Raw genomic sequence first — 15,836 nt, forward strand, 5'->3', positions numbered from 1 at the left:
CAGCCTTTTTTGTGTGCCTGCTATTGGAGGAATGCAGCGAGGCGGAGGCCCCTTCCGGAAAATAGGTCTTATTATTTCACCTGTCTACCGTATGGGGAGCATATCACTTTCTGGAAATCTCCTTTTCGTTTTCACAAGGTCAGTTGGTTATTTGCGGCGGAAACGTTAGAATAAAGGAATAGGTCTAATGAATTTATAGGTGGATATATCATGACGATTAAAACATTGTTTATAGCTCCTTATCCGGCAATGATTCCGCTGATTGAGGAATGTCAGCAGGAGGAGCAGGATCTGGACATTCATATTGAGCTTGGCAACCTGCAGGAAGCGATTCCGGTTGCGAAGGAAGGTGAGCGTCAAGGCTATGATGTCATTATTAGCCGGGGCGGTACGGCGAAGCTGATTGAAGCCGAGGTAGGCATTCCGGTCATTGATGTGCATGTTTCCGGGTACGATATGCTGCGGGTGCTGACCTTGGCCAATGATTTTCCAGGCAAAAAAGCGATTGTTGGCTTCTCCAACATTACGCTGGGGGCCAAAGCGATTACCGACGTGCTGGACATCGGGGTAGAGGTGTTTACCATCGAGAAGGCGCAGGAAGTGGACGAGCTGGTCAAAGACCTGAAAATGAACGGTTATGAGCTGATCATGGGCGATGTCGTTACGATCGAGGCAGCGGCGAGATACAGTCTGGAGGGCATTCTTATCCAGTCCGGGCGCGAAGCGATATTCGAGGCGTTCATGAAGGTGAAATCCACTTATCGCTTGTATCAGAGCAAGCAGCAGGAAATTTCGTTGCTGCATGCGCTGCTTCAGGAAACAGCCTCGAACTTTGTCGTGCTGGGCCCGCAAGGGCAAGTGGTATACGAGCATTGGACGGATTTTGCAGCATGTCCCGTTCCGGTCAGCGAGCTGCGAGGCGGCGGCCTTCAGGATTCGGAAACGCAGGGCGCCACCGAAATCCGGGAGGTACCTCAAGGCAAGCTGAAGCAGAAGCGGGTGCGGAAGGTCGTTCGGGGCCAAGTGTATGATCTGTACACCTTCTCCGAGCTGCGGGAGCGCGCCGGCCTGAGCGGGGAGCGAATCGAGGCGGTGTCTCAGCTTCCGATGATTGTGGCGAAGAGCCCATCGATGAGTGAGACACTGGATGGTATCGCGCGTCACCTGTCCAGCACCTGTCTCGTGCTGATCGGGGAAGCGGGAACTGGGAAACGGCTGCTATCGCAGTATATCCATTATAAGAAGCATGCCGGGGAAGGGCTTTATGCGCATCTGACGGCCCGGCATGTGCTGGATGCGATGGACGCCGTGGATCCGGATGTAAGAACGGTCTATATCAACGGTCTGGATGAATTGTCGCCTGAGGACATATCCAGACTGGTGTCGGTGCTCGGAGCTCAGCATGATCCTCACCGGACTTATGTGCTCGCACTGGAACAGGAAACGCCGGCCTACCGGCCGCTTCTGTTCGATGAACGAAGTGTCCGCGTGCATATTCCCTCCCTGCAGGAGCGCAAGGAGGATATCAGGCCGCTGGCGACCTATTACATTGCCGCCTTCCACGGAACGCTGGGCACTTCGCCCATTAAGATCAAGGAGGAGGCGCTGGCGCTGCTGGAGGCGTATCACTGGCCGGGGAATGTGGATGAGCTGAAGGCGCTGCTCAAGGATGCCGTTACCGGGGAGAAGGGGTATGTGATCGGCAAGGCGAAAATTGCCGGGCTGCTCGCGAAGAAACCGGCGCAGGCAGAAGTGCCCGAATCCCGGGAATTCCTGCAGGGAACGCTTGATGAGATTGAAAAGCGGATCATCCACGCCATTATGAAGGAAGAGAATGACAATCAGACGCGGGTTGCGGAGAGGCTCGGGATTAACCGCTCGACGTTATGGAGAAAGCTGAAGCAGTAAGCTCAGCTTTCTTTTTTTTGTATGGTGGCCCATGCGGCAGTTGGCCTCCTTGCCGGGCCTCTCCCGCGGCATGAGCCGGTACTGTTGCGTTGATCGATCGGATGATGATCATCGTGCGGCAGCCGTCATTACACCAAATGCCGCCAACATGAAGCCGCCTGTTTACTTGCGGTCAAAGAACACATGCCTTGCCTGCAGCTGCCCGTTATCGGTCGTCAGAATGCCGAAGGAGAACTTCGGCTGCCGCCGGCGGTCCGTGGGCGAGCCGGGGTTGAACAGGAGTATGCCGTCGACCCTTTTGTGTACCGGGATATGGGAGTGGCCGAACACGATGGCGTCCACGGGCTGCTGATCAAACGCGCTGCGGGCATTCTGCTCGGTTGAACGCGAGCCGATATGGCCATGCACGAGCCCGATCCGGTATGTATCGGCTTCTACAATGCGGGTCAGGCCGAGCTTCTCCCGGATCACGGGCGGATCGGTATTGCCGGCAACTCCGGCTACGGGAGCGTAGCGGCTAAGCAGCTCATAGACGCTCCAGTCGGACCAGTCACCGGCATGCAGAATCAGGTCAGCTCCGGGCAATACTTTGAGGAGAGGTTCTGGAAGACTGCGGGCTCGGATGGGCAGATGCGTGTCGGAAATCACGATGATTTTCATAGTTGATGATCTCCTTTCAACTAGTAATGTCAATCACTCCGCCTTTGCGAAAGGCGAAAATCAGTTCCGGGCAGATCTGCGCACAGCTGCTTGTTGAGGCTTGCTTTTCGAACGCTTGCCACCGTATCCCCTTTGATCAGGTTAGGAAGGAGAAGGGCTTTGCCAGGGAATGCTCATTTCTTCTCGATCTATATTCGTCCGTTTCTAGCTCTAGCCTTTTCTTTTCTCTGGGTTCCTCTCGGCCGTCTCCTGAACGAAAGGGATAATCATGCAAAGTGGAAGGTAGGGATATCGCCATACAAAATATTATACCCGTTTCGCTTACCAAGCATATACGCGTGAATTGCATCAGGTATCATACCGTCTAGGACATCTCGCACATTCGAGTGTTTAAAATTGCAACGATTATTTTAAAATATGTTGCAAAATTTTAAGTAAGCATTTACAATAATCCCTGTAAACGATTTCAACTAATGAAAAAGTGTTTCATATTGAAACAATATGTGGGGGAGTGTTAATATAATGAAGATTAAAGCGACGTTAGAACGAATTCCTGGAGGTATGATGGTTGTTCCGTTGCTAATTGCAGCAACGATCAATACATTAGCTCCAGATCTGCTTCGTATCGGGAATTTTACCGAGGCTTTGTTTGTTAACGGTGCGAGCGCGTTGATTGCCCTGTTCTTGCTCTGCACAGGAGCGCAGATTAATGTGAAGTCGTTCGGTGTATCTGTAGGAAAAGGTGCCACACTGCTCGTGACCAAATGGGCTGTCGGTGCGATATTCGGTCTCATCGCGTATATGTTCGCAGGAGACAATGGCTTATGGCTCGGACTTGCGCCGATCGCTGTCATTGCGGCAATGACCAACAGTAACGGCGGATTGTTCGTGGCGCTGGTCGGTCAGTATGGCAATAAGGAAGACCGTGCAGCATACTCGCTGCTGGCGCTGAATGACGGACCGTTTCTGACGATGGTAGCTTTGTCGATCTTTGGTGCGATGGGCTTTGTGGACGGAATGTTCTCCTTCGTTTCCTTCATCTCCGTGCTGCTGCCGATTATTGTCGGTATGGTGCTGGGGAATCTGGATGAAGAGATGCGCAAGTTCCTGGACAAAGGAAGCTCGATGCTGATTCCATTCTTTGCATTCGCGCTTGGTATGGGCATTGATTTTGGTGCGATTGTCGAAGGCGGGTTGTCCGGTATTATTCTGGGTCTGTTGACTGTATTCGTAACAGGTACTGCAGGTTACTTCGTGTTTAAGGCGCTGAAATGGAATCCGATTGTCGGCGCAGCGGAAGGCTCGACGGCAGGAAATGCGGTAGCGACGCCTGCGGCGATTGCGGTAGCGAACGCGTCCTTCGCGGCGTTCACCGATATTGCGACGGTACAGGTTGCGGCATCGGTGGTTACTTCGGCGATATTGCTGCCGATTTATGTCGGATTTTTGGTGAAACGACTGGAGAAGAAGGGGTATTCATTTGAGGCTAAGACAGCCGAGACCGACTCATAAAAGGTGTGATCAACAGTGATGAATCAAATCGGAATTATTGCAGATGATTTAACGGGAGCCAACGATTCGGGTGTACAGTTGGCGAAGAAGGGCCTGAGCTCGACGGTTGTCTTTGACTACCGTCATGCCAAGGCCGACGCCGTCTCCGATGTGCTGGTCGTCGATACGGACAGCCGGGCCCGCAGCCGGGAGGAAGCCTATGAAGCGGCGCTTGGCGCCGCCCGTTTCCTGAAGGATCGGGGCTCCCGGCATATATACAAGAAGGTGGACTCCACGCTTCGCGGTAACATGGCGGCAGAGCTGCTGGCGGTGGAGCAGGTGTTCCAGCCGGATCTGGTGCTGATTGCGCCCGCTTTTCCCAAGATGAACCGCACCACGGTGAACGGACATCATTATGTCGGCGGCGTGCTGATTACAGAAACGGAATTTGCGAGGGATCCGAAGACGCCGGTTCAGGAAAGCTACATTCCGAAGCTGCTTCAGGCGGATGCCGATCGCAAGGTAAGTCTGATAGACTCGGATATGCTGCGCTTGCCGGAAAGTGAACTCCGGGCCCGAGTGACAGCGGAGCTGGAGAACGGCAACACCTGGTTCGTCTGCGACAGCCAGTCGGAGGAGGAGCTGGTGGCGATCGCATCCTTCTTCGCCAAGCTGGACAAACAGATCCTGTGGACCGGTTCGGCCGGATTGATAGAATATTTGCCGGAAGCGCTGCAGCTGTCGCCAGCAGGCAGCGGAGACGAAGAGGTTGCCTTGACGAAGAAGACGCTTGTTGTGTCCGGCAGCTTGTCCCAGACGACAAGAGGCCAGCTTCAGCGGGTGAAGGAGATGGAACAGGCGCATTTCATGGAAGTGAGTCCGGAGGAGCTGATTCGGCAGAACGGTTCGTCAGCTTCGTATGTTGAAGAGATGCTGAACCATTCGGATAAGGACTATTATGTCCTGTATGTCGATGCCTCGGAAAGCAATCGTGTGCTTGGCAGAGAGGTCGGGGCGGAGCTTGGCCTGTCCCTGAATGAAGTAAGTGAAGCGATATCCAGCGGGCTTGGACAGATTACGAAAGCGCTGCTGAAGGCGTCCGGTGAGATCGAGGGTCTGATCTTAACCGGCGGTGATACGGCCAAAGCGGTCTGCACGGAGCTGGAATCCGGGGAGATGCAGCTGTACTCCGAAGTGGAGCCGGGGCTGCCGTTCGGAAGGCTTCATGGAGAGAGCGGAAGCTACTGGGCGATTACGAAGGCCGGCGGGTTCGGAAATGATGAATCCTTGGTGGATGCATTGAAATATATGACAAAACAGAAAAAGGTGAGAGTATGAGCAACCATAAACCCGTGATCGGGATTACGATGGGCGATGCGGCTGGCGTGGGTCCTGAAATTATTTTGAAAAGCTTGAGTTATGAAGAAATGTATCAGATCAGCAATCCGCTCGTCATCGGTGACCGCAAAATTCTCGAGCGGGCCAAAGCGTTCGTAGGCAGTGAGCTGAACATTGAGACCATCACAGTGGATCAGCTGGATCAGGTATCCTATCAGCAAGGGACAGTCCATGTGCTGGATCTGGATCTGCTGCCTGCAGATCTTCCGGTAGGACAGGTGTCCGCAGAGGCGGGACATGCTGCATTTAAATATTTGGAGACGGCGATTACGCTAGCGAAGGACAATAAGATTCAGGCGATCTGCACGGCTCCGCTGAACAAGGAAGCGCTGCACAAGGGAGGCCATAAATATCCGGGCCATACCGAGATTTTGGCGGATCTGACCGGCACGCAGGATTTCTCCATGATGCTGTCGGCACCGAATTTGAAGGTCATCCATGTCACCACGCACGTCGGACTGATCGATGCGGTGAAAATGATTCACCCCGAGCGGGTCTACCATGTGATCAAGCTTGCGCATGATACGCTGCAAAAAGCGGGCATCCAGCAACCGAAAATCGCGGTATGCGGCATCAACCCGCATGCGGGCGAGAATGGGCTGTTCGGCTACGGAGAAGAGGAAGAGAAGGTTATTCCGGGTGTTGAGAAAGCACAGTCCGAGGGCATTAACGTCGTAGGACCGCTGCCTGCGGATACACTCTTCTTCCGGACGGTGCGCGGCGATTTCGATATCGTGGTCGCGATGTATCACGACCAGGGGCACGGACCGGTCAAGGTGCTTGGCCTTGATGCAGGGGTTAACATTACAGTAGGCCTGCCGATTATCCGCACGAGTGTGGACCACGGTACGGCATTTGACATCGCCGGCAAGGGAATTGCGGACGAGAAGAGTCTGATGGAGGCGCTTCGCCAGGCTGCGGAGCTTGCTCCGAAGTGAATGGAAACGCCTGCGATGCTCGGGTGTGCATGACCGGCACGCGAGCGGGACATAAGGCTTGTTCTGCAACATAATAAAGAAGCAGTTCTCCAGGGCTTGCGGTTAGCAAGCGGAGACTGCTTCTTTTTTTGTAATCAGGGGATCATTTTCTGATATAGGCTTCAGCGATCTGAATCAATTCGTCCTCGGTAACCTGCTGATCCAGTGTGGCCAAGGTATAGGCATGTCTTGTTCCGTCCGGCAGTTCCGCAACCCAATCGAGAGATACTGAGTTCGATGACAACCAGTTTGTCTGGATAACTTCCACCTGGTTGATATTCAATTTCTTCTTGGTTACTTGCGTCTCATCATTCCAATACGTTGTGAGCGTACCGTCTGGACCGAGGTTGACTACCCGGAGATCAACCCCGAGATCCCCTTTCTTGTAGGTGCTGGTCACTCTCCAGAACGTATCCGCCAGCGGGACAGGCATCGTGGCATAGTCTTTGCCTGAGGCGACGGCTTCTTCGTGAAGCTGTTTGGCGATCGTTGTTCGTTCCTCTTCCGTCAACGGGGTTATATCGTTCTGCATGAACATTTGAATACTGCCCGTCTCAAACGTATAGCTGCCTGTCAGCTCATCCGGTATGGTGACCGAAGGGTCTTTAATCATGGAACGAAGATCGGCTAAATTATTGACGTCAAGCGGATTTGCACGTATATCGATTTTCTGATCGGGATTATGGGGAACAACATAGATCGCGGCGGCTTCCCCTGGTCCAATCTCATCTGTCCATACCTTGTTGGAGATATGAACCCGTTTATACTCTTCCTCGGTCACCTGAGGTCTCTCAGGGAAATCTTGCGCATTCTTCTCTTCGTATACCGTCTCGCCTTTTTCATTCTGCAGCGTATAGTACTGAATCGCCGCAAAGCCGGTAGAAGCCGTAAGCAGCATGCCTGCAAGGGCCAGCAACCCCACTTTATATTTCATATAAAATCTCTCCTTAGGTTTATGCCCGGTCTGGAGCTTGTTCATGACCTGACGGGTGAAGTCGGGCTCTGGCGGGGAAGCCTGCTGGATGATGTTTCTCAGTTCCTGATCGCTGGGTATCTTCATGGGACTTTTTTTCTCCTTTCACCTGGGTATAATACTTGCGGAATTTAGCCGCGCACCGTTCATATTTCTTTCGTAAGCTGGCGCTGTTCTTCTGCATAATGAGGCTGATTTCTTGGTAACTCTTCTCTTCAACACATCGCAATATCAACAGGCTTCGCTCCTCGGGCGACAGCTTGGACATCGCCTGAACGACGGAGTGATGATAGTACTTGGCGTCAATGTGCTGATCGATAGGGGTGTTGTCTTGGTCTTTCTGATACAGAAAGGGCAGGTAGCGTGAAAGTTTCCGTTTGCGGAGCACGTCAATGCATTGATTGCCTGCGATGGTGTACAGCCAGGCTTCAAACGGCATGTCCTGCTTGTAAGCTTTCAAGGAGCGATATGCCTTCAGAAACACCTCCTGACTGCAATCCTCCGCTTCCGCATAGTTCCCGAGCATATGATAACAGTATTGAAAAATGCTCCGTTGGTATTTGCGCATAATGATCTCATATTGATCAACTTTTCCTCCAAGCACGTCCGCCACGATCCGGGACAATGGATGATCATCCACAATGTTTCACCTCCTATAATCGCTAGTCATGTATTACTACGAATGATCGCCTGCCTAATGTGACATGCGTTCGGCTATTTTAAGTCCTAGTATAAGGGGAAGAAGCAGGTTGCCTGTGCCGAAGGATTCGCGACAACGACACGTATTGCATACCTGGTGCTGCAGCGAACATCACAAAGCAGCCTCCCGGCATGTAGTCGGGAGGCTGCTTGTTTCTTTCTATGTGATAGGGAATCACGGGGTTAAGGTGCTTGTTGAATCGGGAAACTACGAGTGCCAGAGGCTCGTAGGCCGCGTGTGATCTCAGGTATCTGCCGATCGTTCATGCTACCGATCATCAATACCCGGACGAAATCGCTACAGGCGGCCGCTGCCCTTCACTTCCGGGTTGGCATCCACAATCGCCATCGTGATCTTCCAGAGCTTCGGCAAATAACGAAGCACATCGGCGGCCCGCTCATGCAGATTGTTGCTTGAAGACAGACCGAGGTCGCGGGTCAGATCCTCAAATAGCGGCAGGTATTTCTGCTGCATCTCCGGCGGGGCATCTGCTGCCAGAATGAAGTGGCAGCGCGCATAGGTGGCCGTCATCCAGAACACAGCCTCCCGGTGGCTGCCGCTCTGAATTAACGCCTGGCTGCCGTCAATGGCTACACGTCTGGCCGCAGCCGTGATGTCGCTGCTGAAGAAGAAAGGGGTGCTGGCAACCTTGGCAGCAGCATCGAAGGTACGAGCCAAGCCGTCCAGATGCCCCGATGCCTGCTCCGGCGTCATCTGTGCACATCCGAGAAGCTGCAGCAGCTCCTCGTACAGATCCGGCTGTCCGTATTGCTTCAGCACATCGTGAACGGCAGTGTAGCGAAGCCTGACAGTTGGGTTGCGTAAGGCCGCCACGAGCAGCATATGGGTCGTGACACCGGTCGGAAACAGCCATGATGTCACCTGCTCATGCCAGGCAGATGCAGGGTTTATGGTGCGAAGGCCGTCGACGATTCGCTGCCGCACATGCTCACAGCGGCGGACAACCCAGGTGCGATCGGCGAATTGACGGGATACCTCGGATTGTAGTCGGCGGAGCCGGCCTGACGGATCGGAGATTAAAGAATCGACCCGGAAGCTGCCTGCAAGATGATATGAACCAAGAACCCGTTCCGGTGTGCCGAGGCTCTCCCACGGCATATAGGTCACCTCCAGCAGCGCATCCTGGTGAATCAGCTTTCCCGGCTTGAGCCTCGGACTGTCCTCATCGGTGACAATCACCACATCGATGTCCGATGCCGGGGCAAGCTCGTCATGATCCGGCTTACCTACGGTAGAACCGCTGAAATAAGCGCCCACATATCCAGGGCTCCCTGCGGCATAGCGCATGACCCAGTCGGCTGCTGCGGCTCTTGCGGATCCGATATTCATCGTTCTCCCTCCTCTAACCGTGTGACTTGGCCTGCTGATGATGACAGAGGCCCTTGTCTGAGGTTGAAACCTATGCGCTGTCCCTAGCTGCGTAACGGATTGGTTTGGAAATCTAGTGCTGTACTTAGCTGCCCGCGCCCTGAACCTGCACGGCATGCTTGCGGGAGTTATTGCCTGCCTCCTCAGCTTCTTGCGGGCGAGTGGATACATAGGCTGAAAGGAATTCGGCGATCTCTCGTTGGTACCCTTCCGGATCGAACGACAGCGCCTTCGCATGACCGGCATCCGGTACGATGAACAGCCGCTTCTCCGCCGGTCCGTTCTCATATAATTCATAACCCATATCGACAGGGACGAACAGGTCACCGCTGCCGTGGATGAACAGGATCGGCGTCTTGGACTGCCGAACCTGAGTCAGGCGGAGGCCTCCCCGAAGAAGTACCCGGCCCTCAGCTTGGTAAGCAGGCTGGTCGTCTGAAGGAGAGGGAATGCAGGCAGCCGGTACATTCTTTTCAGCTGATAGCGCAGCTGATCTCGGACGGAAGTGTATCCGCAGTCTTCGATGATCGCTTTGACATTCGGCGGGAGCGGCTCGCCGCTGGCCATCATAACGGTCGCCGCGCCCATCGACACCCCGTGCAGGACGATCTGTGCATTCGCTCCGGTTCGCTCCATGACCAGCCGAATCCACTTGACGATATCCTTTCGTTCCGGCCAGCCAAAGCCGATGTAATGGCCTTCGCTCAGGCCGTGCCCCCGGGCATCGGGCAACAGCACGTTGTAGCCGAAATCCTCATGATAGATTTGGGCAAAGCTGCTCATCTGTTCAGCATGGCCCGAGTACCCGTGGGCAAGAATGACGGTTCTGTCGGTGCCCGTCTTCGCCGGCAGGTAGTATGCATGGAGCTTCAGTCCATCCTCGGAGACCTGACTCCAGCTCTCGAAGCGCTGCGCGCTCCACCATTCCTTGCTGCCCGCGAAGGGGTCCTCGACATCTGCATTCGCCGCAAGGTCCGGGTTTCCTTCCAGAAAGTCCTTCTCCGCGCGGGCAACGCCAACTTGATAGAAGTAAAAGCTCGCGGCCACAAGGATGAACATGATCGTACACAAAATGATAATGGCTGATAGCATGGGTGACTAACCTCTTTTATATATTATATTGGCTATGTACGGGTTCCGATGACGCTCAGTTGCATGGGGGGTTAAAAAGGAAGCTCCTTCACCCTGTATTCGATACCGAGCTCTTCATACCACTCGTTCAGTCCTGTCCATATCTGTTCGCAGCGTGCATATACCAGCTCCGCATCATGCAGCTGCCCGCTCATCACAAGCTCGACCAGTTCCTCGTATCCGGCAGGCCTTGACGGCATCTGAAGCGACTCCTCGAATGTCCGTGCTCTCGTATTGTAGAAGGCTCTGTTCGCGAGGCCGATCAGCTTGGCGCTTTGCCAGGCCAGATCCTTGGCCCCGAGGGGGAGGTAGCTGTAGTTGCCCGCTTGCTTGCTGTTGCGGATTTTGCCCATCGTTTCATACGCTTCCCAAATCATGAACTCTCGCATCACATCCCGGATGGCTTCATCGGAGGCTTGCAGCGGCAGCGCGCGAAGCTCGTCCAGCAGATGCTGCGGATCATAAAGGGCCTGCAGGTGAACATAAGCGCCGGCCTTGATGGCCCACGCATCGTCGACCGCTGAAGCGGATCGCCATGCCTCGTGCTTCTGCTTCATGCCGATTTCGATTTTGAATGGATGATAGATAAATTCGTGGCCGGGAAGGGAGACCCCGTCCTTCGTGATCACACGAAGTTCAATGTCAGAATAAGGCCCGTCAATTCCTTGCGCGACCGAGCCGTACAGGCCAATGGCCAGAATATCGTCTCCGTATAGATCAAGCAGCCGTTGTGTTACGCGATCAATGATTTCCATCTTAGCTTCTCTCGTCGTAGCGGCAGGGTAAGGCAGCATAGGATGACTCTCCTTTTAAGGTTGTTCAGTTATGAAAGTTATAGTCCGATTATACCTTAAAAAATGGTCACAGGCCTACGAGATAAGCCGGGTTTTGGAGCATGAGTCGTTTCCGCTAGCGGGATTCTTGACACTTGGGGGCCGGAGTAACGATGGTGTTGCTGAACCGTGCGTGTGCGAGCTTGAGGATAGTTGGCTCGCTTCCTGTCCGTTTGAAATGTCGAGAGGCCCCGATAGGGACCTCTTCGTTTAGTCAAGCTCCTTCCATTTCATATCCAGCGTTGGGGGCGTGTAGCTCTTCATCAACTCCAGCAGTTTCAAAGGGTCTTCGGATATGTTGATGAGATTTAAATGCGAGGCATTGACGAAGCCTTCTGTAATGCTGTATTGGATAAGATTCATCAGCGGCTCATAATAGCCGCGGACATTCAGCAGTCCGATCGGCTTATGATGAATCCCGATTTGGGACCAGCATAATACCTCGAACAGCTCTTCATAGGTGCCGAAGCCGCCGGGAAGGGCGATGAATCCGTCCGCATATTTGCCCATCGTGGCCTTGCGCTCATGCATATCTTCCACTTCGATAAGCTGGGTCAAGCCGTTATGTACGATTTCCCCCCGGAACAGCCCCCGGGGCATGACACCGATCACTTCACCGCCAAGGGCAAGAACCGTGTTGGCAACCTCCCCCATCAATCCGACGCGCGATCCGCCGTACACGAGCCGGTATCCGCGGCGGGCAATCAGCTCGCCAAGCTCAGCTGCTGTTGCTTTATAATCCGGGTGCTCGCCCGGATTGGAACCTGCAAATACACATATCGATTTCAAATAAGCCACTCCTAACAAGATGTTGTGATATCACTGAATGATTATACAATATATAGAAAAATATGTCATGATAAGGTCAGTATCTGCCCCTTCATACTAGGATAGCCCTGTTATTATACTACTCGCCTTATGTTAAACCTCTTGCTAGAAGATTCCCTCTATATGTAAAATTTATGACATCACAACGAGAGACAGCCCCCGACATCCGCGGCCACATCGGATATACGGGAGCTGCCCTTTATGAGTTGCCTATGCGCATAATGACAGTGGGGCGCAGTCGATCATACAACGCCCGGCCGTATCCGGGAGGAAATCGTCAGGTGTGGGAATAGACAGCGGGCTGACTAAGACACCAGCACCTTGCGGAATTCCTCGGTCAGCAGCGGCACGATGTCGAACAGGTCGCCGACGATGCCGTAATCGGCCACCTTGAAGATCGGCGCTTCGGGATCTTTGTTAATCGCGATAATGACCCGCGATTGGCTCATGCCGGCCAAGTGCTGGATGGCCCCGCTGATGCCGCAGGCGATATAAATTTCTGGCGTTACCACTTTGCCTGTCTGGCCGATTTGAAGAGCATAATCACAGTATCCGGCATCGCATGCGCCGCGGGAAGCGCCAACGGCTCCGCCAAGCAGGTCGGCCAGCTCCTCCAGCGGCTTGAAGCCTTCCGCGCTCTTTACGCCCCGGCCGCCCGAGACGACAACCTTGGCTTCGGAGAGGTCGATTGTGCCTGTGGTGTTCCGGACGACCTCCTTGATTACGGCGCGAAGGGAGGGTGTGGGGTATGCCACGTCCTCAATCGCAGGGTCGCCGCTGCCGGACGGTTCGGCTGGTGGAATGTTGTTCGGGCGAACGGTGACGACCCAGGGGCCGTTCTCGAACACGCGCTTCTCAAAGGCCTTGCCAGCATAGAGCGGGCGCGTGAACACCACCTGACCGTCCTCGCTTTCGATGGTGGTGACATCCGAGATTTGGCCTGCGCCAAGCGACGCCGCTATGAGCGGGGCTAGATCGCGGCCAATCGCCGTGTGCCCGAACAGCACGGCATCCGGCTTGGCTTCGTTCAGCACAGCAGCTATGGCAGCGACATAGGCGTCCGGATTATAGTGCTCCAGGTCGTCATGCTCCACGGTGTATATGGTCTCCGCGCCATACGGCTTCAGCGCGGTCACGGCCTCCGTGACATTCGAGCCGATGACCACGAGGCGGATGCTGTCTCCGTCTGCGGCGATCCGGCGGGCAGCTCCCAGCGTTTCCAGCGCGACCTGACGCAGCTTCCCGTCGCGGTTCTCCGCATATACCAATATCGTTTTGCTCATCACATTACCTCCTTAGGTTCCTATCGAGATTGGAAAAGACCGTTTCCCCATGCCACATCTTGAAGCAGTGAAACAAGCGGCAGGCTGGCGTGAGGGCGGGTGAAAGCATGGTGAAAAGCGTGCATGACGGACATCCCGTAGGCCATACAATCAGAGTACACAGCCAAACAAAGGATAGCTGGCTCAAGAGATGTAACCGCATACAATTGCAATTGCGTGTGAACAGTTGCTGCCAGATGGCGCATAAGCCAGCAAGAATAGCAGCGATCCCTACAAGCAAGCTGCTGGATGAGTGAATTAGGGTCCGGCAAGCAGGCAGCGGATACGTGGATAAGCGGGTAAAAAGACAACCGCGCTAGCGTGTAGACCCCGCTGTCCTCCCTAGATCACCTTGGATTGTGTCCGCAGCAGGGTGACCAGCTCGCGCGCAACCTCAGCCGGCTCGCCTTTCAGCATACGGCCGGCGCTTCGCTCCGGCGGAAGCGACAGGTCGCTGCGCCGTGTAGCTGGGAGGACATCGTCCTCAGACAGGCCGAGGTCATCCAGCGTAAGCGTCTGCAGCGGCTTCTTCTTCGCTTTCATAATGCCGGGCAAGGACGGATAGCGCGGCTCGTTCAGGCCCTGCTGGGCGGTAAAGACCGCAGGCAGCTGAACCTCCAGCACCTCCAGATCGCCCTCGGCGTCCCGGTGCACCTCGGCGGTCGTGCCGCGGATCGCAAGCTTGGTGATCGAGCCGGCATGAGCGAATCCGAGCAGCTGTGCCAGCCGGATTGCCACCTGGCCCGAGCCGCGGTCCACCGAGAAGTTGCCGCCGAGGATCAGGTCCGGTGCGGCTGTTGCCAGGTAGGCATGGAGCACTTTCGATACCGCATGCTCGTCATCGGGGATGCGCGCATCGGAGATCAGGACGGCATCGTCCGCACCCATGGCCAGCGCGGTTCGCAATGCCTCTACCGTCCGATCGGGCCCGACGGAGAGGAGCGTTACGCTGCCGCCAGCTTCATCACGAAGCTTGACGGCTTCTTCCACGGCATACTCGTCGTACGGGTTGATGACGAATTTGACACCGTCTTCGGCAATAGATCCGTTATCGATCTCAATTCTCTCCTCCGTATCAAACGTTTGTTTCAGCAGAACAACAATCTTCATCGGTTCAGCTCTCCTTTCGAGTGGTGCCTTCATCAATATGAAAATCAGCAGGCCGTGCGTTATTTCCTGCTGGACACACCATTCAGAAAAAACTCCAGCGTCTCCTCCACCTGCTCGGACAGGGAATACTTGCGTCCCGATATGAGCCAGGAGGTTACCGCTTCGTCCATCGCACCGAAAATGAGGTTGCGCACCAGCTTGACGTTCAGGTCAGAACGAAAGGTCTGCTCCCGAATGCCCTGTTCCAAAATATTCTCGATCAACACAATATATGGCTTCAAGGCACTGCCAATTTCCTTGCGCAGCTCCAGGTCGCTCTGCCGGAGCTCGATCTGTGTCACGTAAGCCAGCTCGGGATTGCTCTCCAGCTCCGAGAAGTGAATGCTGCACACGGTCCGAAGCGCCTCGACTGCGCCGGATGTTCCTTCCACGCTGGCGTGGAACTTTCCGACCAGCTCGCCGAGCTTCTCCTGGAACAGGCGGATCAGAATATCCTCTTTCCGTTTGAAATACAGATAGATGGTGCCGTCTGCGACACCGGCGGCCTTGGCGATCTTGGAAACCTGTGAGCGATGGTAGCCATTCTCGGCGAATACTTTCAGGGCGCCCTGGAGGATCATGTGGTACTTCTCATTTTTTTTACTTGTCATATGTTCACCCCGGTGTTAGAATACAGTTAAAATTATGAATGAATACTCATTCATTTCTTGCTTTCCATCATAAAATACGTTCAGGTCATTGTCAACGGCGGGTTGTGCCCAACCAGGATCAAGCGGGCGTAAATGGAGCAGCAGGCATCCTCTGGGATCGAATAACATAGGCCTTCATATCGCAATACAAGATGGCAGTGTACTGCTGAGCTCGGCAGCGAGAGGAGTCGGAAACGGTGACGGCAGCCCGGAACAGCAACGAGTACGGAAATCCGTGCCCAGGCTCAGCCTAGCATTAGGACTCAGCACTCAGTACTCAGCACTCAGTACAACGGCGCACAGTAGAAGTACGCAGCATTTTAAGCACGTTGTGAATGGTGCTCCGGCAGAGAGCTCAGCAAACAGCAAGCAGCATGCAGTATCCGTACTCCGCTAGGACAGACGTTTAGCTGACATCGCAGGTACC

At 54.4% G+C, this 15,836-nt stretch carries 15 protein-coding genes; 4 read left to right on the forward strand and 11 right to left on the reverse strand.

Features of this window, described 5'->3' with window-relative positions:
* Positions 1–210 precede the first annotated feature (210 nt).
* Positions 211–1,908, forward strand: coding sequence for a sigma-54-dependent transcriptional regulator (locus CHH75_RS21570; protein WP_095267743.1), 1,698 nt, complete (start codon positions 211–213; stop codon positions 1,906–1,908).
* Positions 1,909–2,070: 162 nt separating this feature from the next.
* Here the strand turns inward: CHH75_RS21570 and CHH75_RS21575 are convergent, their stop codons facing one another.
* Positions 2,071–2,568 carry a metallophosphoesterase family protein gene (locus CHH75_RS21575; RefSeq protein ID WP_095267744.1) on the reverse strand — a complete coding sequence of 166 codons (498 nt, stop codon included), beginning with the start codon at positions 2,566–2,568 and terminating at the stop codon, positions 2,071–2,073.
* Positions 2,569–3,090: 522 nt separating this feature from the next.
* Here CHH75_RS21575 and CHH75_RS21580 point away from each other — a divergent pair.
* Genes CHH75_RS21580 through pdxA form a run of 3 tightly spaced genes read left to right on the forward strand, consistent with a single transcriptional unit; the run spans position 3,091 to position 6,395 of the window.
* A complete protein-coding gene (locus CHH75_RS21580) occupies positions 3,091–4,080 on the forward strand; it encodes a 2-keto-3-deoxygluconate permease (RefSeq protein ID WP_095267745.1) in 990 nt (329 codons plus the stop codon).
* An 18-nt stretch (positions 4,081–4,098) separates the two neighbouring features.
* Positions 4,099–5,397: a four-carbon acid sugar kinase family protein gene (locus tag CHH75_RS21585; protein ID WP_244908309.1), complete on the forward strand. Its 1,299-nt coding sequence runs from the start codon at positions 4,099–4,101 to the stop codon at positions 5,395–5,397.
* The gene (gene pdxA / locus CHH75_RS21590) at positions 5,394–6,395 is read left to right on the forward strand and encodes a 4-hydroxythreonine-4-phosphate dehydrogenase PdxA (RefSeq protein ID WP_095399132.1); all 1,002 of its coding nucleotides are present in this window, start codon (positions 5,394–5,396) and stop codon (positions 6,393–6,395) included. Before CHH75_RS21585 ends, pdxA begins: the two co-directional genes overlap by 4 nt.
* Positions 6,396–6,537: 142 nt before the next feature.
* Here pdxA and CHH75_RS21595 read toward each other — a convergent pair whose 3' ends face one another.
* The 10 genes from CHH75_RS21595 to CHH75_RS21640 all read right to left on the reverse strand — a co-directional run bounded on the left by CHH75_RS21595 (position 6,538) and on the right by CHH75_RS21640 (position 15,370).
* Positions 6,538–7,368, reverse strand: a complete 831-nt coding sequence (locus CHH75_RS21595; protein WP_095267748.1) for a DUF4367 domain-containing protein — start codon at positions 7,366–7,368, stop codon at positions 6,538–6,540.
* A 19-nt stretch (positions 7,369–7,387) separates the two neighbouring features.
* Positions 7,388–8,047 carry an RNA polymerase sigma factor gene (locus CHH75_RS21600; protein WP_244908310.1) on the reverse strand — a complete coding sequence of 220 codons (660 nt, stop codon included), beginning with the start codon at positions 8,045–8,047 and terminating at the stop codon, positions 7,388–7,390.
* 357 nt (positions 8,048–8,404) lie between these two features.
* Positions 8,405–9,457, reverse strand: a complete 1,053-nt coding sequence (locus CHH75_RS21605) for a hypothetical protein (RefSeq protein WP_095399133.1) — start codon at positions 9,455–9,457, stop codon at positions 8,405–8,407.
* Positions 9,458–9,581: 124 nt separating this feature from the next.
* Positions 9,582–9,800 carry a hypothetical protein gene (locus CHH75_RS25575; protein WP_369680157.1) on the reverse strand — a complete coding sequence of 73 codons (219 nt, stop codon included), beginning with the start codon at positions 9,798–9,800 and terminating at the stop codon, positions 9,582–9,584.
* A gap of 71 nt (positions 9,801–9,871) precedes the next feature.
* Complete coding sequence (locus CHH75_RS21610) at positions 9,872–10,588, reverse strand: alpha/beta hydrolase (protein WP_369680158.1); 717 nt, start codon at positions 10,586–10,588, stop codon at positions 9,872–9,874.
* A gap of 71 nt (positions 10,589–10,659) precedes the next feature.
* Positions 10,660–11,421 carry a kanamycin nucleotidyltransferase C-terminal domain-containing protein gene (locus CHH75_RS21615; protein ID WP_095267751.1) on the reverse strand — a complete coding sequence of 254 codons (762 nt, stop codon included), beginning with the start codon at positions 11,419–11,421 and terminating at the stop codon, positions 10,660–10,662.
* A 249-nt stretch (positions 11,422–11,670) separates the two neighbouring features.
* Positions 11,671–12,249: an LOG family protein gene (locus CHH75_RS21625; protein ID WP_095267753.1), complete on the reverse strand. Its 579-nt coding sequence runs from the start codon at positions 12,247–12,249 to the stop codon at positions 11,671–11,673.
* A 344-nt stretch (positions 12,250–12,593) separates the two neighbouring features.
* Complete coding sequence (locus CHH75_RS21630) at positions 12,594–13,571, reverse strand: electron transfer flavoprotein subunit alpha/FixB family protein (RefSeq protein WP_095267754.1); 978 nt, start codon at positions 13,569–13,571, stop codon at positions 12,594–12,596.
* Positions 13,572–13,952: 381 nt separating this feature from the next.
* A complete protein-coding gene (locus tag CHH75_RS21635; RefSeq protein ID WP_095267755.1) occupies positions 13,953–14,720 on the reverse strand; it encodes an electron transfer flavoprotein subunit beta/FixA family protein in 768 nt (255 codons plus the stop codon).
* Between the two features lie 59 nt (positions 14,721–14,779).
* Positions 14,780–15,370 (reverse strand): fatty acid metabolism transcriptional regulator FadR, encoded by a 591-nt coding sequence (locus CHH75_RS21640; RefSeq protein ID WP_095267756.1) that lies wholly within the window; start codon positions 15,368–15,370, stop codon positions 14,780–14,782.
* Positions 15,371–15,836: the final 466 nt, after the last annotated feature.

This window comes from Paenibacillus sp. 7541, assembly GCF_002276395.1.
Taxonomy (GTDB): domain Bacteria; phylum Bacillota; class Bacilli; order Paenibacillales; family Paenibacillaceae; genus Paenibacillus_AQ; species Paenibacillus_AQ campinasensis.